The organism is Neorhizobium puerariae, assembly GCF_042429745.1.
In the GTDB taxonomy this organism is placed as follows: Bacteria; Pseudomonadota; Alphaproteobacteria; order Rhizobiales; family Rhizobiaceae; genus Neorhizobium; species Neorhizobium puerariae.
In genome coordinates this window covers 52,484-75,940 of record NZ_JBHMAA010000007.1, presented here as the reverse complement: position 1 = coordinate 75,940, position 23,457 = coordinate 52,484, and the positions used below count along the sequence as shown (strand labels likewise).

Genomic DNA, 23,457 nt, shown 5'->3' with positions numbered 1-23,457 from the left:
GATGTCTGACGAACACAGCCAACCGCGTCTGAACAGACGCCAGATACTGGGGACGACCGCAATGGCCGCGGTCGCCGGCGCGGCCGGCGTTGGCGGCACGCTCACGCTTTCCGGCGCGACCGCAACGACAGCCCTGGCACAGAAGGCCGGCGGCCAGTCGTTCGAGGTGAAGCCCGGCGAGCTGGACGAATATTATGTGTTTTTCTCCAGCGGCCAGACGGGCGAGGTGCGCATTGTCGGCCTCCCCTCCATGCGCGAACTGATGCGCGTGCCGGTCTTCAACCGCTGCAGCGCCACCGGCTGGGGCCTCACCAACGAAAGCCGCAAGGTCCTCACCGAAGGCCTGCTGCCGGAAACCGTCGAGTTCCTGAAGGACCAGGGCGGCACCTATCTTAACGGCGACCTCCACCACCCGCATCCGTCCTTCACGGACGGCACCTATGACGGGCGCTACCTCTTCGCAAACGACAAGGCCAATACGCGCGTGTGCCGTATTCGCCTCGACGTCATGAAATGCGACAAGATCATCCAGCTTCCCAACCAGCACACGGTTCACGGGCTGCGCGTCCAGAAGTACCCGAAGACCGGCTATGTCTTCGCCAACGGCGAGGACCGCGTCCCCATTCCGAACGACGGCAAGGTTCTCGACGATCCGAAGCAGTATCACGCCATCTTCACGGCCATCGACGGCGAAACCATGAAGATCGCCTGGCAGGTCATGGTGGACGGCAATCTCGACAACGTCGATGCCGATTACCAGGGCAAGTATTGCTTCGCCACCTGCTACAATTCCGAGGAGGGCATCAATCTCGAACAGATGATGGCCAAGGAGCAGGACTGGATCGTCGTGTTCGACCTGAAGCGGATCGAGGATGCCGTCGCCAAGGGCGATTACAAGGAGATGAACGGTGTGCCCGTGATCGACGGGCGCCACGGCTCTCCCTACACGCGGTACATTCCGGTCTCCAACAGCCCGCACGGCATGAACACCGCCCCGGACGGCATCCATCTCGTCGCCAACGGCAAGCTGTCGCCGACCGTAACGGTGTTCGACGTGCGCAAGTTCGACGACCTTTTTGCCGACAAGATCAAGCCGCGCGACACGGTCGTCGCGGAACCGGAACTGGGCCTCGGCCCGTTGCACACGGCCTATGACGGCAAGGGCAACGCCTACACGACGCTGTTCATCGACAGCCAGATCTGCAAATGGAACATCGAGGATGCCAAGCGCGCCTACAAGGGCGAAAAGGTCGATCCGATCCGCCAGAAGCTCGACGTCCAGTATCAGCCCGGCCACAATCACACGTCCATGGGACAGACCAGGGACGCCGACGGCAAATGGCTGATCTCGCTGAACAAGTTCTCCAAGGACCGCTATCTCAACGTCGGCCCGCTGAAACCCGAGAACGATCAGCTTATCGACATCTCCGGCGACCAGATGGTGCTTGTCCACGACAACCCGACATTTGCGGAACCGCATGACGCGACGATCGTCCACGCATCCAAGATCAATCCGATCAGCATCTGGAAGCGCGACGACCCGTTCTTCGCCGACGCGGTCAAGCAGGCGAAAGCCGACGGTGTCGACCTTCTCCTCGATTCCACCGTCATCCGCGACGGCAACAAGGTCCGTGTCTACATGACGTCGGCAGCCCCGGCCTTCGGCCTGGAAACCTTCACGGTCAAGGAAGGCGACGAGGTCACGGTCTATGTGACGAATATCGACGAGGTCGAAGACCTCACCCACGGTTTCGCCATCGTCAACTACGGCATCAACATGGAGATCGGTCCGCAGGCGACATCGTCCGTGACGTTCAAGGCCAGAAAGCCGGGTGTCTACTGGTATTATTGCTCGTGGTTCTGCCATGCCATGCACATGGAGATGAAGGGCCGCATGTTCGTCGAGCCGAAGACGGCATGATGCGGCCAGGATCGATCATGACGACAATCGGGATGGCGGCCTTCTGGGCCGCCCTTCCAGCCATGGCCGATGCGGAAAACCGCACCGTTTCGCCGCAAGGCGGGCAATCGCTGCAGGCGGTCATCGATACGGCCGGTGCCGGCGATCTCCTTACCCTGAAGGCGGGCGATTATGCAGGCCCCATCGTGATCCGCAAACCCCTGACGCTTGCGGGCGAGGCCGGAGCGAGCGTTATCGGCGACGGCAAGGGCAGCGTGATCACCATCGACGCGGCCGGCGTGACCGTGCGCAACCTCGCCATCAGCGGGTCCGGCAGCGATCTGACCGCGCTCGACTCGGGCGTGCTTGCGACGGAAGCGGCCGCAGGCACGACCGTCGAGGGCAATGTGATCACCGGCAACCTCTTCGGCATCTACCTGCACGGCGCCGCCGGCTCCGTCGCACGGGGAAACGAGATCGTCGGAATGCGGGGCGAACGTCTCAGCGAGGCCGGCAACGGCGTTTCGGTCTGGAACGCGCCCGGCGCGCAGGTGCTGGACAACGTGATCAGCTACGGGCGCGATGGCATCGCCACCATGGCCAGCAAGCGCAACGTCTTCAGCCGCAACCGGTTCAGCGACCTGCGCTTCGGCATCCACTACATGTACACCAACGACAGCGAGGTCAGCGACAACATCTCGACCGGCAATTCCGTCGGCTACGCGATCATGTTTTCCAACCGTCTGAAAATCACCGGCAACGTGTCGGACGGCGACCGCGACCACGGCCTGCTTCTCAACTATGCGAACGGCTCGGTCATCACGGGCAATTCGGTCTTCGGGCGCCTGCAGCCGGCGAGCCGCTGGCTGCTCGGCGGGAACCGCAACGCCGATCCCGACATGCCGAAGGCCGAAGAGAACGCATCGGCGGACGGGGATGCCGCGGGACTGCGTCCCGGCCCGGAAAAATGCGTCTTCATCTACAACGCCAACAAGAACCGCTTCACCGACAATCTCTTCGAGGGATGCGCGATCGGCATCCATTTCACGGCGGGTTCCGAGGCCAATGCCATCAGCGGCAACGCCTTCATCAACAATCGAAACCAGGTCAAATATGTCGGCACGCGCTACATGGACTGGTCGAAGGACGGACGGGGCAACTACTGGAGCGACAATCCCGCCTTCGACCTCGACGGCGACGGCATCGCCGACAACCCGTACCGGCCGAACGACCTGATCGACAAGGTCCTCTGGACCGCCCCCCAGGCCAAGCTGCTGACCACCAGCCCGGCCGTCCAGGTCATCCGCTGGGCGCAGGCGCAATTCCCGGCTTTGCTGCCCGGCGGCGTGGTCGACAGCCATCCCTTGATGACGCCGGTCATCGGAAAGAGACGAGCCCAATGACAGCCACGGTGGAACTCACGCGGGTTTCCAAGCGCTATGCCGGGATAGAGGCGACCAGGGACATGTCCTTCGCGCTGAATGCCGGCGAGACGGTCGCCCTGGTCGGCCACAACGGAGCGGGCAAGACCACGCTGATCAAGCTGATGCTCGGCCTCATCCGCCCCACCGGCGGCGCGGTCAGGGTTCTCGGCGAGGACCCGGCGACGGGCGATTTCGCGGTCCGCCAGCGGCTCGGCTACCTGCCCGAGAGCGTTTCCTTTCACATGACCCTCACGGGACGCGAGACGCTCGCCTTCTATGCCCGGCTGAAGCGCGTGACCCATGCCGCCATGGACGCCCTCTTCGAGCGTGTCGGGCTGGCGCCGGAAGCGGCCGACCGCCCGGTGCGCACCTATTCGAAAGGCATGCGCCAGCGCCTCGGCCTTGCACAGGCGCTGCTCGGCGAACCCCGCATCCTGCTGCTCGACGAACCGACCAGCGGGCTTGATCCGGCGCTCAGGCGGAATTTTTACGATCTCATCACCGAGCTTAGCGGCCGGGGGACGACGGTGCTGCTTTCTTCCCATGCCCTGACCGAGCTGGAAGGCCGCGCCGACCGCGTCATCATCGTCAATCGCGGCGTCAAGATTGCGGACGGCACCCTGGACGAGCTGCGCAGGATCGCGCGCCTGCCGACCCGCATCAGCATCAGGCCCGCGAACGACGCTTCGCCGGGGCTTGCGGACGGACGCTGGAACAGGACCGCGCAGGGCCGTTTCGAAGCGGAAGTCGCGCCGGAGGAGAAGATCGCGCTGCTGCACGAGGTGACCGCGAACCCGGCGATGCTCACCGATCTGTCGATCGCCGAGCCCACCCTTGACGATCTCTACGCGCATTTCCTGAACGGGCAGGCAGCACAATGACCAATATCCTCATCATCGCCCGCAAGGAAATCCAGGAAGGACTTCGCAATCGCTGGGTCCTCGCCACGACGCTGCTGCTGGCAACGCTCGCGCTGACGCTGTCATTCCTCGGAAGCGCGCCGACCGGCAGCGTCGGCATCAACCGGCTCGACGTCGTCGTCGTCAGCCTTTCCAGCCTGACGATCTTCCTCGTCCCCCTGATCGCGCTGTTGATCTCGCACGACGCGATCGTCGGCGAAGCCGAACGCGGCACCATGCTGCTGCTGTTGAGCTACCCGCTGAGCCGGAGCGCGGTGATGCTCGGCAAGTTCCTGGGGCATGTCTCCATCCTCGCCTTCGCGACCCTGTTCGGCTACGGCATCGCCGCGCTGGGGCTGAGGCTGACCGGCACAGGCATCGATGCCGGAAGCTGGCAATCCTTCGCACTGATGGTCGCCTCGTCGGTGCTGCTGGGCGCGGTCTTCATCGCCATCGGCTACCTGACCAGCACGCTCGCGAATGAACGCAGCACGGCGGGCGGCATCGCCATCGGCATCTGGCTGTTCTTCGTGCTGATCTACGACATGGCCCTGCTCGGCGCGCTGGTCGCCGGCCAGGGGCAGAGCATGCCGGGAGGACTGCTCGACCTGCTTCTGGTCGCCAATCCGACCGACGCCTATCGCCTGCTCAATCTCAGCTCGGGCGGCGCGAGCGCCCTTTCCGGCATGGGCGGCATTGCAGGCCATACACGGCTTTCCACGCCCGTTCTGGTCGGTGCGCTGGGACTATGGACCCTCGTCCCGCTCGCCGTCGCCAACTTTATCTTCGCCAGGAGGGAAGTATGAGACTCGCCATCGCCACGGTTATCGCCCTGTCCTTCCTGCTTGCCGGCTGCGGGAAGGAAGAAAGTGCCGCAGCACCGCCGCCCTCCGCCCTGACGGCAGAGGCGATGGGCCGCTATTGCGGGATGAACGTCCTTGAACATCCCGGCCCCAAGGGGCAGATCATGCTGCAACAGGTGCTCGAACCGATCTGGTTCTCTTCCGCACGCGACGCCATCGCCTTCACCATGTTGCCGGAAGAGCCGAAGGATATCGCCGCCATCTACGTGTCCGACATGAGCAAGGCGCCGAACTGGGATCATCCGGGGGCGGAGAACTGGGTCGACGCGCGCAAGGCCTTCTTCGTGATCGGCAGTTCCGCGCGCGGCGGCATGGGGGTCGAAGAAGCCGTGCCGTTCTCCGCCGAGAACGATGCGCGCACATTCGCCTGGAAGAACGGCGGGCGTGTCGTCGGCTTCTCCGACGTGCCGAAGGAATACATCCTCGGCGCCGGCACGGAGCCCCCCTCTGCGGGTTCTTCGGAAACCAGCGACGACGACGGGGAAGGACATCATCATGGCTAAGCTGTTCACCCGTCGTCGCACCATCTGCATCCTGGCCGCCGCGGCGGGCCTTCCGCTCATTCCCCCCACGGCGCTGGCGAGGCGGATCGCGGAGCCGGTCGTCTGGAACGGCCAGGCGCTCGGCGCCCCGGCGACCCTCATACTGAACCACGACGACCCGGCGGCAGCCGGGCAACTGGTCAACCGTGTCGTCGCCGAAGTCTCCCGGCTGGAGGCCATATTCAGCCTCTACAGGAGCGATTCCGTCCTGCTGGAGCTGAACAGGGCCGGCGCGCTGGCTGCGCCGCCTTCCGAACTCGTCACGCTGCTGGAGCGATCCGGCGCGATCTGGGAGGCCAGCAACGGCGCCTTCGACCCGACGATACAGCCGCTCTGGACACTTTATGCACGGCATTTCTCAAGCGCCAACGCCGATCCCGCAGGCCCGGCAAGCGACGAACTGCAGGCCGCCCTTTCCCGCGTCGGCTTCGCCGGTGTCCGCTTCAACCGGGACCGCATCGCGTTCGCGCGACCGCAGATGGCCCTCAGTCTCAACGGCATTGCGCAAGGATACATCACCGACAGGATCGTCGACATGCTTCGGGACGCCGGCATAGGCAGCAGCCTCCTCAGCATGGGGGAAAGCCGCGCCATCGGCGCGGCAGCCAGCGGCCAACCCTGGCGGGTCGGCCTTGCCGAGACGGAAGCCGGGGCGGTGCCTGATACGATCATCGGCATCATCGACAGGGCCGTTTCGACATCCAGCGCCTCCGGCTTCCATTTCGATCCCTCCGGCCGTTTCGGACATATTCTCGATCCGCTGCGCGGCAGTGCGCCGCCCCGCTATCGACGCATGTCGGTGATTGTTCCGGATGCGACGGCTGCCGATGCGCTCTCGACGGCCTTCAGCCTCATGGACCCGGCGGAAATCCGGCGTTTTCTCAAAAACCATCCGGATATCACGGTGGACATGGTCGAAATCTCCGGCACGCATTCCCGGCTCGGCGCGGCGATCTAGGCACAACGGGACGCGCCGCCACCATGGACTGTGGGCGGCTCACCCTGCCCGCCGACGAACAGGACTCCCAGGCTGACGAGAGGACTATCGAAAACCGACCGTCCTATCGAATTCCAACTGCTTTCGTCATCATCCTTCCCGCGCGGCAATCCCGTGCCGCAGCCTTGCGGAAACCCTCGCCCGTTCCAGGTCTGGCAGCCCCGGCTTCACCCTTTCCGCCAGCCCCGGCGACACGGCCTCGCGGCCCGCAAACCGTTGGAAATCGGCGCTCCCGGCGCATGACGGCGGCAATCAGCCGGGCAGTGTTTTCGTCAAAGATCGGTCGCGTCGTCGATCCTTGCGACGCTCCTCTCCGAAGCCCGCGCGTCAAAAGCGCGGCCGGCGGGGAACCCAAAATGTCATCTATCTTACATTTTAGTCTGGAATATCGCGCCTGCAATTTCTCTCGCCGCACAGAGAGCCTCCCTTGCAGCCAACGAGGACAAAAATGTCACTTTTATTACATTTTAGCCCAAGAGCCGTACGCGGTTCGATCACCCGGAAGACAAGCCTTCTGCTTTGCAGTGCCGCCCTGCTTGGAACCATGGCGGCGCCAGCCCTTGCCGCAGACGCGGCAGCCGGCGATCAGAACGGCACGGTGCGCATTCTTTCGTTCAATACCTGGCGTGAATATTTCAACAGCTCCCGCGGGGCCGATGCGAGCGCCATGTCCGACTTCCTGATCAAGGGCGACTACGACGTCATCGCCCTTCAGGAACTGTGTTACATCAGCGACTGCGCCTATGTGGACGACATCCAGACCGTGCTCGAAAATGCCGGCCAGGGCAGCTACCAGGGAACCCGTTCCGGAGAGGACGGGGTCGTCAGCCGCCTTTCGGGAACCGGCGGGGAATATGTCTGGGGCGATTATTTCAGCGGCCAGGTGTCCTATTTCACCACCGACGCCCAGTCCGGCATCCCCGAGACGTCCTTCGTGTCGGCGCATTTCGACTGGCGCGACGAACCGGGAACCTATCGCATCAGCGAGGCGCAGACGCTGAACGCATGGGCGGCGAAGCAATCCAACCCGATCCTGATGATGGGCGATTTCAACGCCGGCGACGTCTCGGAACGCGGTCTCCATACCGCCGAGCAGCAGGCCTATCTCTTCGCCCGCACCATCGTCGACAGCGGCAGCTCGGACCTCTGGCGCAACCTTGCGGCCGAATACACGCCGGAAGGCAGGTCGGAGGAATATCAGGCCTATGTCAAATCGATGCAGGTGATCGACGGCAACGGCCAGGCGCATTACCGGAACGTGATCCAGACCTATTTCGACACCCACCGGTCCGAATATTCGGGCATCACCAGCATCTCGCAGATGAGCTGGCGGCAATGGGAAGAAATCATCGCCAAGGACATGGCCTCAAACGGCCTCACCTTCGAGGACGAGACGTTTCCCGTCGCCAGCAACCAGCCGCAGACGATGAACATCCTGAAGAAACAGTTCATGCTTCTGACGTCCGACTCGACGCGGGAGAAATATGAGCCGCACACCGGTCGCGACGGCAGCACGAGTTGGCCCTTGACCGACGGGGAGAACACAGCCACCAGCTGGGACTACTCCGCCATCGACCATTTCCTCGCCTCGCGCCCCTTTGGCAAGTGGTGGAAGGTCGTCGACGATCCCAACGATCCCTATCTCGGGGGTCTGAAGGACACGGCCTATGCGAACGACGGCACGACGCCCCTCTCCGATCACGAACTCGTCGCTCACGAAGTGCGCTGGACCGGCCCCGTCCTGGAGGACTATGCCGGCGACGACAACAAGAAGACCGTCATCTGGAGCGCGGAGGCCAATACCTTCGAGGAGAGCGGCGGCGTCTTCTACCTGACGCGCAACAACATGCGCACCGACGTCACCCTCGGTCAGATTTCCGATGAAAACGGCATGCCGATCCTCGACTGGCTGTCCGACGCGGAAAAGAAGACCCGGCTCGATTGCAAGAGCACGGACCCGCGGCTGCAGGCGGCAATCCGGGAATACTGCATCGACGATCATTCGTTCATCGGCGAGACGTTGGTCACCGACAAGGGCACGGTCGTCGTCGACGAGGATGCCGCCCTCGGCGGCGCGAGTGCCGCCGTGCGTCTCGATGACGGCACGCTGCGGATCGACGGCACGCAGATGACCTCGCTTGTGCGCAATGTCGTGCTGGAAGCCGCCGGCGGCACGCTGGATATCGCCGACGCAGCCAACAGCGTCACCGCGCCGGGTGTCATCTCCGGCACGGGCGCCCTCACCAAATCGGGTGCGGGCGCGCTGAACCTGACGGGGAGCAATACCTATACCGGCGCGACGACGGTCGCCGCAGGCGCCCTCTTCGTCAACGGTTCGATCGCCTCGTCCAGCCTGACGACCGTCGAGGACGGCGCGCTGCTCGGCGGCAACGGCGTGACCGGCGACCTGCGTGTGGCCGACGGCGGAACGCTGGCCCCCGGCAACTCGATCGGCACGTTGACCGTCAGGGGCGATGTCACGTTCGACACCGGCTCCATCTTCCAGGTGGAGGTCGATGCGGACGGCAATTCCGACAAGCTGATCGCCTCCGGTTCGGTCGAGATCGACGGCGGCACGCTGGCAACGGTTGCCGCCAACGGCAACTACAAGGCCAATACAAGCTACACCGTCATCACCTCCGGCGACGGCGTCACCGGCACGTTCGACGACGTCAGCACCAACATGGCCTTCCTCACCCCGTCCTTCATCGCGGACGGCAACAACCTGGTGCTCAACGTCACGCGCAACGATATCGCTTTCGCGGACGTCGCCACCACGAACAACCGCAGGTCGGTCGCCTCCGCGATCCAGGCATTCGGTCCCGGCGACATCTACAACGCGGTCGTCGGCCTCGACGCCGGGACGGCGGACGAGACCTATCGCCGGCTTTCGGGCGAACTCTATCCCTCCATTGCAGGAGCGCTTGCGGAAAACAGCCATTTCTATCGCGACGCGGTCTCGGCCCGCCTCTTCGGCGGCGCGGACCTCATGGGCGGCGGAAACGGCAACGAAACGGGCCGGGCCAATATCTGGAGCCAGGCCTATGGCAGCTACGGGAAGACCGAGGGGAACGGCGTCGACAGCCTGAGCCGGAGCACAGGCGGCTTCTATTTCGGTGTCGATACCCTGCTTGCCGAAAACGTCATGGTCGGCGCCATGGCCGGCTACGGGCACACGTCCTTCTCCCTTTCGGGGCAGTCCGACTCCGCAGATGCCGATGACTATGTATTCGGCCTCTACGGCGCCGCGCGGATGGATGCATTCCGCTTCACCTTCGGGGGCAGCTATGGCCTCAGCGAGATCGACGGCAAGCGCAGGATTGATGTCGCCTCGCTCTCCGACACGCTGACGAGCGGCTACAACGGTTCGACAGGCCAAATCTTCGGAGAGGCCGCCTACACCGTCAAGCTCGATCGCGGGATGATCGAACCCTTCATCGGCCTCGCCCAGGTGCATGTGTCGACGGACCGCTTTTCGGAAACCGGCGGAGTGGGCGCCCTTTCCGTGCGCGGGAGCAGCATGGACGTCACCTACATGGATCTCGGCATCCGCGGCTCGACGGCATTCGATGTGGACGGCCGCTCGATCACGCTCAACGGCCAGATCGGCTGGCGCCACGCCTATGGCGACGTGACGCCGGAAACGGCCATGAAGCTTGCCGACAGCGCCTCGTTCCGCACCTCCGGCGCGCCCATCAACGAGGATTCGGTACTTGCCAGCGCAGGCATCAACTTCAGTCTTTCGGACAACGCCAGTGTCTATGTGAACTATGTGGGCCAGTTCGCCGACGAAAGTTCCAGCAACGGCGTCAACGCCGGACTGAAGGTCCGTTTCTGACAGTTCAGCACAGGAGGATGGCAGACAGCCGTGCGCCATCCTCCGCACCGTTTATATTTCCTCCGTTTCCGGCCGGAGACCTTCCTCCCGCACGCCCCTTTGCGATAGAACGCTTCAAGAGGGACCAACTCGGCCAGGCCGGAATGCAAGCCAAGCATGGATAAGAAGACACGCCGCCAGCAAAGCCTGATGCGGTATCTCGAACAAAACCGCTACATGTCGCTCGATGAGATCGCCGACCGATTCTCCGTAACGACCCAGACGGCCCGCCGCGACATTCAGGAACTGGAGCTTGCAGGCAAGGTGCGGCGCCTGCATGGAGGGGCGACGATCGCCTTTTCCGTCGACCCGGTAACCTATCGCTCCCGCCGTATCGAGAATGCCGACGCCAAGGAGCGGATCGCCCGTCACGCCGTGCGCAGGATCAGGGACGGCACGACCATTTTTCTCGACACGGGAACAACCTGCGAGGCGGTCGCCCGCGAGCTCGTCAATCACAAGGGCCTGCGTGTCGTCACCTACAGCCTCCGGGTCGCCAACATCCTGAGCGAGGGGACGGATTTTACGGTCGCCGTGCCCGGCGGCTTCGTGCGCCCGATCGATGGCGGCGTCTTCAATCAGAACACGGCCGGCTTCATTCGCCTTTTCAAGTTTGAAATGGCCATCATCTCCGTCAGCAGCATCGATCTGGCCGGCGACATATGCGACGACGACCAGGCCGAGGTGGAGGCCGTCAAGGCCGCCATGCAGCAATCCGAACACACCCTGCTGGCCGTCGACAGCAGCAAGTTCGGCCGCCGTGCGCTGGTTCACCTCGCCAATCTGCGCGATATCGACGAACTGGTCTGCGAGAAGCTTCCGGACGAACCGTACCGCTCCATGATAGAGAATACCGGCATCTCGTTCTTCACGCCGGACGAAACGCCCGGCCATGGAATGACGGCAAGGTGAGATTGCAGCCACCTCCTCGTCCCGACATCGGCCGGCGATCCCCGGCCGACGCAGCCTCCTCCGGGAAAGGGCCCGTCAGGGCAAAAAACAAGGCCAGGAATTGCTCGTGCGCAGCGTCGGCCACCGGTCTTCCCCCTGCCGCAAATGCCCTTTCCAAGTCGCCGTAGAAGCCGATCCTGTTTTTCGGCATGCCATCCCCCCACGCATCCGCCTCCGGCGCGCAGAAAATAGTAGTCTTCGACCATCGTCCGAAATAGCAGGGACGCAACGCCCGGCCATCGCCGCAGGGTTGCAGCCAGTCCCGCGTCCTCGCAGAACAGCCGCTCCATCGGAATGTCCAGGCATTCGGCGATTTCCGGCGGCCAGTCTTCCGGCATGCTTCGTCGCGATGAGGCGCAGCAGATGAGCACGCAGGAAGCCGGCATAGCTGGTGGCGGAAAGGGCGGCGTCGACAAGAAACCTCCGTGATCCAGTCCAGGAGATAGGGACGTTCGGCCAGGACATGATCCCAGGCTCCGTCCGCTCTCAGGCTCCAGGACGATCCCTCGCGTTGAAACACATTGGCATCCAGCATCAGCAGCCAGAGATCCGGCAGCGGTTCGACCAGATAGGATGCGTCCGGAGACGATGGATCACCGCCCCGGTACGCGTTGCGCGGCGGGCGATCCGAATTGCCGAACGGGGTCTCCCAATGCAGCGCATCGGCCGGAGGCCGAAGCCCGCAGTCCGCCATCGCCGTCATGGCTTCGGCCGTCGACATGCCCCGCATCCCCGGACTGACGACGACGGATGGATATTTCTCGCCACCAGCCTCTCCACCGGCCTCATCGCTGGTGACCAGACGGGCCGCACGGCCGGAGGCGTCCGTCAGCCATTTCGAATGGTGCCGGGGTTCGGGACCAAAGCAGTCGTGATTGCCGAATGTGGCGAAGAAACGCAGGCCGTGCCGCTCACGCCAGGTATCCAGAATGGTCCGCAATGCGCCCACGGCGCCCAACTGTCCGTCGTCGGAATAGTCGCCGAGCAGGATGACATCGCGGATGCCCCGCCGGACGATATCATCGAGAATGGCGAGGAAGGCGGCGTGGCTTTCGTTGAATACCCTCGTCGAGGCCATCGTGTCGGCCAGCGTGCGCAACGACAGGCCGCCCGCTTTCCCCTCCACCGTGCCATACCCGCCATGGAGGTCGTGCAGGTGAACATCCGCAACGATGGCAATCTGCATCAGGCCGCGGCCCCGTGCAGTTCGCGACGCGCCGCATCGAACAGGTCGGGACGGTCGAGATTGATGTAGTCGACACCGGCGGAGGCGATCTCGCGATGAACCGCCATGTCGTCGCCGCCATAATAGACCATCACCTCCAGGCCGGCCTTGCGGCTCGCTTCGATGATCCCCGGACGGCGCATCTGCGCCGGCGTGATTTCGATGATCGAGGCGTGGTGCACGGCGGCGGCAAGAGAGGGCGACTTGGCGATATCGAGCGTCATCATCTTGCGAAACTCCGGCGCGATCCGCTGCAGGCCAAGGCGCATCTCTTCGGAGAACGAGAAGAAGAACGTGTCACGCGTCATGCCCAGGTCACGGACCAATGCCGCAACCTTTGCCGGATCGCAATATTTCAGCTCGACATAGACGCCGCAGCGTCCGCGCAAATGTTCGAGATAGGCGTCGAGGCGAGGCACGACCGCTCCCTGGAAGGCTCCGTCGAACCAGCCGCCGGCATCCAGCGCGTCGATCTCGGGGGAGAGGGAGTGTCCGAAAGGCCCCGTGCCGTTCGTCGTCCGGTCCAGTGCCTCGTCGTGGAAAACATAGAGCACGCCATCGGCGCTTTCACGCACGTCCAGTTCGATATAGTCGGCCCCTTGCTGGAGAGCCAGATCCGCGGCGGCAAAGGTGTTCTCCGGCGCGAAGTGGTTGGCGCCGCGGTGGGATACGATTTCAGTCATTGGAAGTCCTGTCAGTACATGGGCTCGAGCTGGTTGGCCGGAGCGCGGGAATGGCATGAGAGATCGGAATTGAGGCCGGCGATGCGTTTGCCGGAGGCGTCGAAGACAAGCGTCAGATCCGGCCGGCAGGCCAGCCCAACGGTGCTGCCGGGAGCATGCCGGACAGCCTCTCCGTGCTCCAGGGCGTGGATGGTGCCGGCCGGCGTGTCGAGCGTGTAGAAGACTTCCCGGCCCATGGGTTCGACCACGGTCACCTCTCCCTGCAACCGCGCTTCGCCAGGCGGCACAAGCGCGATATCTTCGGGTCGAAGCCCGAACGTGACCTCGCCGTCGCATGCCGAGGTCAGTTCGAACGAAGCTCCGCCGACCCGCAATTGCCGCCCGTTTGTCCGGCCTTTCAGAAGGTTCATCGGCGGCGTGCCGATGAACCCGGCCACGAACAGGTCGTTCGGGCGGCGATAGAGATCGTCCGGCGTGCCGATCTGCGCGATCGCGCCATTGTTCATGCAGATGATCCGGTCTGCCATGGTGATCGCCTCGATCTGGTCGTGGGTGACGATCAGCGTCGTGATGCCAAGACGCTTTTGTATGCTTTTCAGCTCGGCGCGCATTGCGATGCGCAAGGTCGCATCGAGATTGGAGAGAGGCTCGTCGAGCAGCAGGATATTCGGCTCCTTGACCAGGGCGCGGGCAAGCGCGACGCGCTGCTGCTGGCCGCCGGACAATTGTGACGGACGCCGGCCGAGAAGTGCGCCAATCTGCACGAGGCCGGCCGCCGCCTCGACGCGACGCGCAACCTCGTCACGCTGCATGTTCTTGAAGCGCAGCGGGAAGGCTATGTTCTGGCGAACGTTCAGGTTGGGATAAAGGGCGTAGGACTGGAAAACGATGCCGACATTTCGATCCCGGGCATCGATGCGATTGACGTTGTGTCCGTCGAACGCGATCTGTCCGCTGGTCGGCGCATACAGCCCGGCGAGAAGGAAGAGCGTGGTCGATTTCCCGCAACCGGACGGACCGAGGATCGCGACGAACTCGCCATCCTCTATGGTCAAGTTCATCGGCCGCAGAACCTGGGTTTCGCCCCAGCTCTTGGTGACGTTGTCGAGGCTGATCTTGGCCATTGGGTTATCCTTTGATCCCGCCGAAGCTCATCTGGGTGATGTACTTCTGCGTGAAGATGTAGAGGATGAGCACGGGCAGCAGATAGACGATGCCGACGGCGGCGATCATGCCGTAGTCGGCGCCCATGTTGTCCTGTGCGACGAAGAAGAGATAGAGGCTCATCGTCATCCGGCTCTTGTCGATGAGCAAGGTCTGGACGAAAACGTATTCCTCCCAGCCCCGCAGGAAGGTGAATGTCGCAACCGCGATGAGGCCGCTTCTCACCTGCGGCAGAACCACCATTCTGAACGCCTGGGAGCGTGTGGCGCCGTCCGTCACGGCGCTCATCTCAATGTCCCAGGGCACGTTGTCGAAAAAGCCCTTGAGGACGAAGATCGCGAAAGGCAGTTCCAGCGCGCTCATGACCAGCACGACGCCGAAAAGACTGTTGAGCAGGCCCATGTAGTGGAGCTGCACGAAAATCGCGACAGTCAGCGCCAGGGCCGGAAACGCATGCAGCAGAAGCAGGCCACGCAGGAAGTTCTCGCGGCCGACGAAGGAAAAGCGCGAAAGCGCATAGGCGGCCGGCGTGGCGACGGCGGTGACGATGACCGTCTGCGAAACGGCGAAGAGCAGCGAGCTGCCCATCGATGTCCATATCGACGGCATCAGGTCCATCCGGGACGTGCCGGTCCCGGCGATGTCCCTGTTCCAGAGGAAACGGTAGTTTTCGAGCGTCAGGTGCGGCATCACGAAGACGAATGACAGCAGGGCGATCACGGCCCCCAGCGCCATCCAGAGCAGGGCGGGATTAAGCACGCGGTTCGCCGAAAACGCTATCGCGACGGCTGCAAAATAAGCGAGGGCGGCAATCGCACCGCTGCGCCACAGGACCAGCCTGCCGAGGTTCTCATCGCTCGTCGTCAGCGACTTCATCAGCAGCCAGAGGTATGGCAGCAGGATGGGCACCGAAACGACAGTCAGGAATAAGACAATCGTGGAGAGGAAGCCGACCCGGTTGAGGACGCCGCGCCGCTGAAGGCGCAACCAGTCGGGGGCGGCCGAAACGGGATGGATGACGGTCATCACAGCACCTCGATTTTCGGAGGAGCGAAGGTGGAGCGCATGTTGCTGACGCGCCACTGGAAGAAGGTGACTGCGACGCCGATCACCATCAGGCCGAGCGCAAGCGCCGCTCCATAGGCATAGGCGCCGTTCTCGAAGGCGCGGCGATAGATGTAGAGCGCATAAGGCGTTGAATCATAGACAGGTCCGCCGCCCGTAATCAGCAATATGTATTCGTAGGTCGTCATCAGCGACAGCGCCTGATACAGCGTGATGAACCGGACCGGAGAGGAAAGCGCCGGCACGACCGCATGACGAAGCACGCCCCATTCGCTTGCCCCGTCCACCCGCGCGGCGTTGGCAAGGTGCGAGGGAATGGAACGGATCGACGAGGTCAGGATGACCATGGCGAACGAGGCTCCGACGATGCCATTGGCGAGCATCACCAGGAACAGGGGAAAATCGTTTCGCAGGTTGACCGCCGGCAGGCCGAATGCGCCCCCGACTTGGTTGAGAAGGCCGGAAGGCGTCGGTTCGGCAATCCATATCCAGAGGATGCCGTACAGCACCGCCGGGCTCATGCGCGGCAACAGCCACAGGCCACGGAAGAAGTTGCCGAGCCGCTCGGGGATGGCGGTGGAAGCCACCGCGAGCAGGGCGCCGAGCCCGACATTGAAGATGAACAGCGTCGCCGTGACATAGACCAGCGTCGTTAGCAGCACCATCGGCAACCGACCGTCGCGTTGGAAGATGCGCCGGAAATTCTCGACCGTGATTTCGCCGACCCTGAGATTGGCCCCCATGTCGGTAAATGCGATGACCGTGTTGACGACGATCGGCGCGAGAAAGAAAGCCGTCAGCAGCGCAATCGCCGGCGCAAGATAGAGCATCGGCCGGGCCGGCCGGTGCGTTCGAAGCTGGAATTGGGACATAGCGGGATACCGGTGAAAAGACGATACCGCCCGGCTGAGGGCCGGGCGACACGATGCGTGTGTGGTCTCAGTTGCCGACGGCTTCGCGGATTTCGACGTCGGAACCGAACTGAAGCTCGAGTTCGTCGGCGATGAAATCCACGGCCTGAGCGGCCGTCATCTTGCCGGTCTCCACGGCCTGCAGGCCGCTGAACAGGACCTTGTTGTAGCTGCCGAACTGGGTATGGTTCGGCACGAACCGGGCATGCGCCATCATCGGCGACGCCGCGGAGAGGACCCAGTTGTCCTTGTATCTCGGCATGGCCGTCTGGGCATTGCTGATCGCCGTGTGATAAGAGCTTACCGCGTGCTCGTTGTTGAAATACGGCAGCGTGGCGACGGCGACGAGATCAGCGGCGATGTCGGCATTCTTGCTCTTCGGATTGATCGTATAAAGCAGCGGATGCGAGAGGTTGGCAGGTTTGCCGCCCTTTTCCGCCGCAGGAGCCGGTATCCAGCCGATCTTCCGGAAATAGCCTTCCCTGTCGGCGGGCCAGGTCGCACCGTTCTTTTCGCCGACCTGCCAGGCGACAGCCCAGACGCCCTGGTGGAAGACAAAAGCTTTTTCCTGCTTGAACGCACCCTGGATGGCGTCCCAGCTCATCGCCGTGTTGTCCACGGGGGTGACGCCTTCCCTGGCGTTACGCTCGTACCAGCCAAGCGCCTTTTCCATCTCCGCCTTCGGGAACACCAGCTTGCCGGTCTTTTCATCCATGAACTTGACGCCGTAGGACTGGAAAACCATCAGGTAATCGATGCCGACATTCGGGCGATGCAGCATGCCGTACTGCGCTCCCCCTGCCTTGACGACCTCCTTCGACAGCGCAGTCAGGTCATCCAGCGTGAATTCGCCGGCTTCGACCTTGGCCGGAAGCCCCTCGATAAAGGCTTCGTCCTTGCCGATTTTGCGCAGCATATCCTTGTTGTAGAAGAACATGCGGATTTCGGCGTCCTGCGGAATGCCGTAGATCTTGCCGTCGGTGGCTTTCGCCGAATTCCACAGAACCGGCAGGATATCGCCGTAGACCCATGGAGCCGATGCGATCCTGTCGTCCATCGCCATGGCGTAGCCGTCCTGAGCGAACTTGCCGATCCACTCATGCGGCAGCACGTAAATATCCGGCCCCTGCCCGACCGAGAACGCCTTCAGCGTGTCGAGCGCCAGATCGTCCCAGCCCTGCTTGGTGCTGCTGTTGGCTTCGATGACGATACGCTTGTCGACGCCGGTGGCCTTGAACTGGGCGTTCATGACATTCGCGGCGGCTTCGATGTTCGTGACGCGCGCCGGGGCGCTGCGATCGGCCAGCGTCCATAGCTTGATCTTGATGTCTTCGGCATGCGCCGCGCCCGAAAGCAGGGCAGACACGGCGACCGTGGCGAGAAAAGCGAGAGGCTTGTTCATGGGCAATCCGTTCTGGTTGGGACTATTTAATTAATTAAGTTGCTTAATTAACAGGAATGTGACATCCGGCTGAATAATGCGGAGGATGCGGTTTGACATCGATAAGAGACGGCGCGCTTCAAGGCATAGGCAGCACCCAGGCTGCCATGCTCCGTTATCTCCGGCGAAAAGGATCGGCCTCGCGGGCGGAAATCGCTGAGCTTTGCGGAATCACGCCCGCCGCCGTCAGCATGATGACGCGGGATCTTCTGGAGCGCGGCGTGATCACCGAGGGCGCGAGACGACAGGGCGTACGCGGCGCTCCGCATATCGATCTGACATTGCAGAAATCGATCGGATATGCGCTTGGCATTCATGCGAACCGCTATTCCGTTACGCTGACCTTGCTCGATTTCAGCGGCGAACTGGTTGGAGAGCGGCAGTTGAGAGGCACATACGGCGCCTTTTCCGATGCCCGGGCCGCGATCCGGGTCGGCGTCGAGGAATTGCTCGCGGCCGCGGCGCTGAACAAGACCATGCTGATCGGCGCGGGTGTCGCGATGCCTACCCGTTTCAGCCGGGAAGCCTTGCCGCTTGACCTCGCGGAAGAGGTCATTTCCTGGGCCGGATCGGATTTGACGGCCTCCCTGCAGGACGCGCTGGGATGCCCGGTCGTCATCGAAAACGATGCCAACGCTGCGGCGATGGGCGAACTGACCGTCGGAAACAGCGCAAGGCATGAGAATTTTGCATATCTCTATCTTTCCGAAGGCATAGGCGGCGCGGTCATCATCGAAAACAGGCTGTATCGCGGCAATCTGGGCAATGCCGGCGAGATCGGCGCCCTGCGTCCCAGAGGCACGCCGCGGCCTTCCTTCGACGATCTGGCGAAATGGTGTGCAGATCGCGCGGGCAACATTCCGGCCGGACGGGCGCCCGAAGACTGGGACACCTATCTCCGCGATCATTCCGCCGTCCTCGACGCATGGCTCGACCGCGCCGGGCCGGAGCTTGCCCGGCTTGCTTTCATCGTCAGCGCCGTCCTGGCGCCTGCCGTGATCTATCTCGGTGGAACGCTTCCGCAGAGCGTTCGCGAACGCATGGTGAAATGGCTCGATTTCTCCAGCTCCGATCCGTTCGACGGAGCCCGCGTCGTGCAGCCCGGCATCTTGCTGCCCGATGTCAACGCAACGGACTCCGTCGCCTTCGGCGCCGCGGCGATGATCCTCCATGGCCTGGGAGATGGACCGGCCAGGAACACATGACACCGCTCGGGACCGGCAGCCTATAGCCGAGGCGTCGACATTCCATCTTGGCGATCGCCGGCGGCGAGGCCGGCCTCGTCGGGAATTCGGCGACACGATCCTGCCCGAGCGCCTGACATCGGCAATTTGCGGCAAGCCCGAAACGCCCATCCGTCCGGGTGCGGAAACCGGATAAAATAATCTATAATTCTAGTAGAAAAAGAATAACTGGTCTTTCTCTCCCGGTCGGCCTGCCTAAGCTATCCGTCGTGATCTCCTTGAAACAGCGCAGGACCGCATCATGACCGTAGAATTCATCAGCGCCAGCTATGCGAACGACTCGACCGATCTCGCCCCGAAGCCCGGCGCGCCGGTCGATCCCGCCTATTTCACGCGTTATTCGCGGACCCTGGACGAGGCCGGATTCAACTACACGCTGCTGCCCTATCATTCCTCCTCCTTCGATCCCTTCACGCTGGGGGCGACCGTCATCGCTCACACGAAATCCATCAGCCCCATAATCGCGCTTCGTCCGAACACCGTGTATCCGACCGTTGCGGCCAAGGCCCTGGCCACGCTGGACCAGCTGAGCGGCGGTCGCGTCGTGGTTCACTTCATCGCCGGGGGCGATCCCGTCGAGCAGGCGCGCGAGGGGGATTTCCTCACCAAGGAAGAGCGCTACGAGCGTACCGAGGAATATATCCGCATCCTGCGGCGTGCCTGGCAATCGTCCGAACCTTTCGATTTCGACGGAAAATACTACCAGTTCAAGGGCTTCAGCAACGCGGTCCTGCCGGTGAACGGAACCATTCCGGTTTCGCTCGGCGGCTCGTCCGACGACGCCTACCGGGTGGGCGGTTCGCTCGCCGACATCTTCGGCCTCTGGGGCGAGCCGCTCAAGGAGACGAAAGAGCAGATCGACCGTATCTACGAGGCGGCGGCAAAGGCCGGGCGCAAGGATCGCCCGCGCATCTGGGTGACCTTCCGGCCGATCATTGCGGAAACCGACGACCTCGCCTGGGCAAAGGCGCATCGGGTGCTGGAAAAGCTCAAGGCGAATTATGCCAAGGGCTCGCCGACACGGCCGCTTTCCGATGGCGCCCCGCAGAATGTCGGCTCACAGCGCCTGCTCGCGATCGCCGAACGCGGCGAGGTGCAGGACCGGGCGCTGTGGTATCCCACGGTGACGGCCACCAACGCGCGCGGCGCTTCCACCGCACTTGTCGGTTCGCCGCAGACGATCGCGGATTCCATCCTCGACTATGTCGATCTCGGCGCGGACCTGATCTCGATCCGTGGCTACGACAATCTCAACGACGCCATCGACTACGGCCGTTACGTGCTGCCGCTCGTCCGGGCGGAGCTTGACCGCCGCGCCGTCAAAGAGCGCGCCTATGCCTGAGCGCCGCAGCCGGGCCGGATTGCACGTCGCGGGCATCGACCTTGCCGGCGTGGTTGAAAAGCTTGCCGCGGCGGCGCCCGTCGCGGATGCCGCCGGCGCCTTTCCCCGGGAAGGCATCAAGGCGGTCCACGATGCCGGACTGCTCGAATTGACGGTGGCGACCCGATATGGCGGTCGTGACATCGCCCTCGGGGAACTGGCCCGTATCATCGCGGCGCTCGGCCGCGGCGATCCGTCGGTCGCGCTCATCAGCCTGATGACGCTCTTTACCCACCGGCATCAGGCCCAGCGCGGCATCTGGCCGGAAGAGCTTTATCGACGCCTGCTGGCCCAATCCCGGGAGGCGCCGCTCCTGCTCAACGCCGCGCGGGTGGAGCCGGAACTCGGCTCGCCGGCACGGGGCGGCCTGCCGAAGACGCGGGCGCGCCGCACCGCCGGCGGCTGGTCGATCAGCGGCACGAAGCGTTTCGTCACCGGTTCCGAGGGGCTCTCCTATTTCCTCGTCTGGGCAAGCACGGACGAGACACCGCAGCGGGTCGGCACGTTCGTCGTCCCAGCCGGCGCGCCGGGCATCCGCATCATCGAGAACTGGAAAAGCCTCGGCATGCGGGCGACCGTGTCCCACGACGTCGAATTCGACGAGGTGGAGGTCGGCAGCGACGACGTGATCGCCCTGACAGGCGCGGACATCGCCGAGCAGGACAATCGCGCCCACGCCCAGAGCACGCTCGTCCTCACGGCCATCTATCTCGGCGTCGCCGAGGCGGCGCAGGAAGCTTTCCTTGCCTTTGCCGAAAGCCGCGTTCCCGCCAATCTCGGTTTCCCGATTTCCCGGACGGAGCGTTTCATCACGCTTGCGGGCGAGATCGACCTGCTGGTCGGCGGCGCACGCCAGCTCATCCTCGATGCGGTCGACCATGCCGCAGAGGAACCGGAGAAATTGTTGCGCGCCCGCCTCCTGGCCGGTCGGCAATTGCGGCAGGCGGTGCAGGTCGCCGTCACCGCGCTCGGCAATCCGGGACTGAGCGGCAATGGCAGCCTGGAGCGGCATTTCCGCGACATCCAGTCGGTCCTCGTCCATGCCCCGCAGGAGGACACGGTGATTTCGCTTCTCGGCCGGGCCGCATTTTCTGGCCGGAGCGGGACGCCCGCCAAGGCGGAGGAGAGCGGGCGGGCACGCCTCGCCGCTGTTCCGGATGAAAATGCCCGCGCGGACCGGCAGCAGTCCTCGCCACCGCCACGACAAGGCGCAACCCGAACCATCAGGATCTCTTCATGACCGAACGCCTTTTTCCGTTTTCTCCTTCCCGGTGCCGCCTGCTGATCACCACCGCCGCGCTGGCGACCGCCGCCCTGGTGGCGATGGCGGATCTCGCTCCGGCCCAGGGTGCAGACAGCCCGCACGACGGCGGTGACATCACCTTTCTCATCGACTCGCTCGGCGACACCTGGATTCCGAACAACAGCGCGATCTCCAGTTTCCAGGGCCATATCTGGGGCCACGTCGCCGACAAGCTCGTCTATGTCGATGCCGACGGCAAGGTCAGTCCCTGGATCGCCGAACGCTGGGAGCAGAACGACAACGCCACCGAGTTCACCCTCCACCTCAAGAGCGGCGTGACCTTCTCCGACGGCACCCCGCTCGACGCCTCGGCGGTCGTCGCCAACCTCGACATCTGGTACGCCGGCCGCAAGAACGAGGGCATCAATCCGATCGGCCTCTTCCCGAAGACCTACGACCACGCCAGCGCGGTCAATGCGGCCACGGTGAAGGTCTTCTTCAAGGCGCCGACGCTCGGCTTCATCCCGACCCTCGGTTATCACGGCTCGATCCTGATCTCCCCCAGGACCATCGCGCAGCCGGCCACCCAGCAGGCCAACTTGAGCAAGACCTCCGGCAGCGGCCCCTATGTGGTGGATTCCTGGAAGGAGGGCGACTTCGTCAAGCTCACCAAGCGCAAGGACTACAACTGGGGTCCCGCGGCGGTCGGGCACACCGGCCCGGCCTTCCTCGATACCATCACCTACAAGCTGGTGTCCGAACCGTCGCTGCGGGTCTCCGCCGTCCAGTCCGGCCAGGCCGATATTGCCTACAACGCCTCGCCGCAGGAATTGAAGTCCCTCAAGGAGGAAGGCTTCACCGTCGCGACGCCGCGCTATCTCGGTTTCGTGAACGGCTGGGCGGTCAACACCAAGCTCGCGCCCTACGACGACGTGAAGGTCCGCCAGGCGCTCCAGGACGGCATCAACCGCCAGGAGATCATCGACACCGTCTATACGCCGGACTGGAAGCTGGCGACCTCCTTCATCCAGAGCAACGTACCCGGCGCGACCGACCACAGCGACCTGCTGGCCTACAATCCCGCCAAGGCCGAAAAGCTCCTCGATGAGGCGGGCTGGACCAAGGGCGCCGACGGCATCCGCACCAAGGACGGCAAGCCGCTGACGCTGACGCTCCACTCCAACCCCTATCTCGCGACCTCGAAGTCGGTCGACGAACTGATCGCCCAGCAGCTCGGCAAGATCGGCTGGAAGGTCTCCATCCGCGCCTACGACGTCGTGACTTACGGCGAGAAGGTCAAGTATGGCGGCCCCGCCGTACCGGCCTACGAGGTGACGCGCAGCTTCATCGACGCCGGGACCGTGGCCAGCATCCTCACCAACGCCAACAACGGCGAGAACTGGTTCGCGCTGGGCGAGAGCGACCACAAGCTCAACGAACTGCGAGACAAGATCGCCAGCGCTGGCTCCGCCGACATTCGCGATCCGCTCCTCGACGAACTGCAGAAATATGTCCTCGGGCAGGGCTACTTCATCCCGCGCACGCAGATCGTCCAGCGCATCTACGTGCAGTCTCCGAAGCTCAAGGGCGAAGTGTACAACGGCGTCGCCTACGCCAGCTACTACACGGCCACGAAAAGCGAATAAC

The 23,457-nt window shown here is 63.5% G+C and carries 18 protein-coding genes; 12 read left to right on the top strand and 6 right to left on the bottom strand.

The genetic code is table 11. The features are described from left to right. Position 1 precedes the first annotated feature (1 nt). From nosZ to ACFFP0_RS05140, 8 genes are all read left to right on the top strand, one after another. Positions 2-1,921 (top strand): TAT-dependent nitrous-oxide reductase, encoded by a 1,920-nt coding sequence (gene nosZ, locus ACFFP0_RS05175; protein ID WP_377257276.1) that lies wholly within the window; start codon positions 2-4, stop codon positions 1,919-1,921. Next, positions 1,918-3,303 carry a nitrous oxide reductase family maturation protein NosD gene (locus ACFFP0_RS05170; protein WP_377257273.1) on the top strand — a complete coding sequence of 462 codons (1,386 nt, stop codon included), beginning with the start codon at positions 1,918-1,920 and terminating at the stop codon, positions 3,301-3,303. Before nosZ ends, ACFFP0_RS05170 begins: the two co-directional genes overlap by 4 nt. After that, entirely contained in the window at positions 3,300-4,205 is a 906-nt protein-coding gene (locus ACFFP0_RS05165; protein ID WP_377257271.1) for an ABC transporter ATP-binding protein, read from the top strand. Before ACFFP0_RS05170 ends, ACFFP0_RS05165 begins: the two co-directional genes overlap by 4 nt. Continuing rightward, the gene (locus ACFFP0_RS05160; protein WP_377257268.1) at positions 4,202-5,029 is read left to right on the top strand and encodes an ABC transporter permease; all 828 of its coding nucleotides are present in this window, start codon (positions 4,202-4,204) and stop codon (positions 5,027-5,029) included. The genes ACFFP0_RS05165 and ACFFP0_RS05160 overlap by 4 nt, the downstream gene beginning before the upstream one ends. Further along, positions 5,026-5,589 (top strand): nitrous oxide reductase accessory protein NosL, encoded by a 564-nt coding sequence (locus ACFFP0_RS05155; RefSeq protein WP_377257266.1) that lies wholly within the window; start codon positions 5,026-5,028, stop codon positions 5,587-5,589. The genes ACFFP0_RS05160 and ACFFP0_RS05155 overlap by 4 nt, the downstream gene beginning before the upstream one ends. Then, complete coding sequence (locus ACFFP0_RS05150) at positions 5,582-6,586, top strand: FAD:protein FMN transferase (RefSeq protein ID WP_377257263.1); 1,005 nt, start codon at positions 5,582-5,584, stop codon at positions 6,584-6,586. Before ACFFP0_RS05155 ends, ACFFP0_RS05150 begins: the two co-directional genes overlap by 8 nt. Positions 6,587-7,169: 583 nt before the next feature. Then, entirely contained in the window at positions 7,170-10,463 is a 3,294-nt protein-coding gene (locus ACFFP0_RS05145; RefSeq protein ID WP_377257260.1) for an autotransporter domain-containing protein, read from the top strand. A 156-nt stretch (positions 10,464-10,619) separates the two neighbouring features. Next, on the top strand, positions 10,620-11,414 hold the full coding sequence (locus tag ACFFP0_RS05140; RefSeq protein WP_377257257.1) for a DeoR/GlpR family DNA-binding transcription regulator: 795 nt from the start codon (positions 10,620-10,622) through the stop codon (positions 11,412-11,414). Here the strand turns inward: ACFFP0_RS05140 and ACFFP0_RS05135 are convergent. The 6 genes from ACFFP0_RS05135 to ACFFP0_RS05110 all read right to left on the bottom strand — a co-directional run bounded on the left by ACFFP0_RS05135 (position 11,371) and on the right by ACFFP0_RS05110 (position 17,903). Continuing rightward, a complete protein-coding gene (locus tag ACFFP0_RS05135; RefSeq protein ID WP_377257254.1) occupies positions 11,371-12,639 on the bottom strand; it encodes a metallophosphoesterase in 1,269 nt (422 codons plus the stop codon). The two genes, ACFFP0_RS05140 and ACFFP0_RS05135, sit on opposite strands and share 44 nt — an antisense overlap. After that, the gene (ugpQ, locus tag ACFFP0_RS05130) at positions 12,639-13,361 is read right to left on the bottom strand and encodes a glycerophosphodiester phosphodiesterase (RefSeq protein ID WP_377257251.1); all 723 of its coding nucleotides are present in this window, start codon (positions 13,359-13,361) and stop codon (positions 12,639-12,641) included. Before ugpQ ends, ACFFP0_RS05135 begins: the two co-directional genes overlap by 1 nt. An 11-nt stretch (positions 13,362-13,372) precedes the next feature. Continuing rightward, on the bottom strand, positions 13,373-14,485 hold the full coding sequence (locus ACFFP0_RS05125; RefSeq protein ID WP_377257248.1) for an ABC transporter ATP-binding protein: 1,113 nt from the start codon (positions 14,483-14,485) through the stop codon (positions 13,373-13,375). 4 nt (positions 14,486-14,489) lie between these two features. Next, entirely contained in the window at positions 14,490-15,551 is a 1,062-nt protein-coding gene (locus ACFFP0_RS05120; RefSeq protein ID WP_377257245.1) for a carbohydrate ABC transporter permease, read from the bottom strand. Further along, a complete protein-coding gene (locus tag ACFFP0_RS05115; RefSeq protein WP_377257242.1) occupies positions 15,551-16,462 on the bottom strand; it encodes a carbohydrate ABC transporter permease in 912 nt (303 codons plus the stop codon). The genes ACFFP0_RS05120 and ACFFP0_RS05115 overlap by 1 nt, the downstream gene beginning before the upstream one ends. Before the next feature lie 67 nt (positions 16,463-16,529). Beyond that, entirely contained in the window at positions 16,530-17,903 is a 1,374-nt protein-coding gene (locus ACFFP0_RS05110) for an ABC transporter substrate-binding protein (protein WP_377257239.1), read from the bottom strand. Positions 17,904-17,995: 92 nt separating this feature from the next. Here ACFFP0_RS05110 and ACFFP0_RS05105 point away from each other — a divergent pair, with 92 nt between their 5' ends. The 4 genes from ACFFP0_RS05105 to ACFFP0_RS05090 all read left to right on the top strand — a co-directional run bounded on the left by ACFFP0_RS05105 (position 17,996) and on the right by ACFFP0_RS05090 (position 23,456). Continuing rightward, positions 17,996-19,147 carry an ROK family transcriptional regulator gene (locus tag ACFFP0_RS05105; protein WP_377257236.1) on the top strand — a complete coding sequence of 384 codons (1,152 nt, stop codon included), beginning with the start codon at positions 17,996-17,998 and terminating at the stop codon, positions 19,145-19,147. Positions 19,148-19,427: 280 nt separating this feature from the next. Further along, positions 19,428-20,528, top strand: coding sequence for an LLM class flavin-dependent oxidoreductase (locus ACFFP0_RS05100; RefSeq protein WP_377257233.1), 1,101 nt, complete (start codon positions 19,428-19,430; stop codon positions 20,526-20,528). After that, positions 20,521-21,807, top strand: a complete 1,287-nt coding sequence (locus ACFFP0_RS05095; protein ID WP_377257230.1) for an acyl-CoA dehydrogenase family protein — start codon at positions 20,521-20,523, stop codon at positions 21,805-21,807. The genes ACFFP0_RS05100 and ACFFP0_RS05095 overlap by 8 nt, the downstream gene beginning before the upstream one ends. Next, positions 21,804-23,456: an ABC transporter substrate-binding protein gene (locus ACFFP0_RS05090; RefSeq protein WP_377257227.1), complete on the top strand. Its 1,653-nt coding sequence runs from the start codon at positions 21,804-21,806 to the stop codon at positions 23,454-23,456. The genes ACFFP0_RS05095 and ACFFP0_RS05090 overlap by 4 nt, the downstream gene beginning before the upstream one ends. Position 23,457 lies beyond the last annotated feature (1 nt).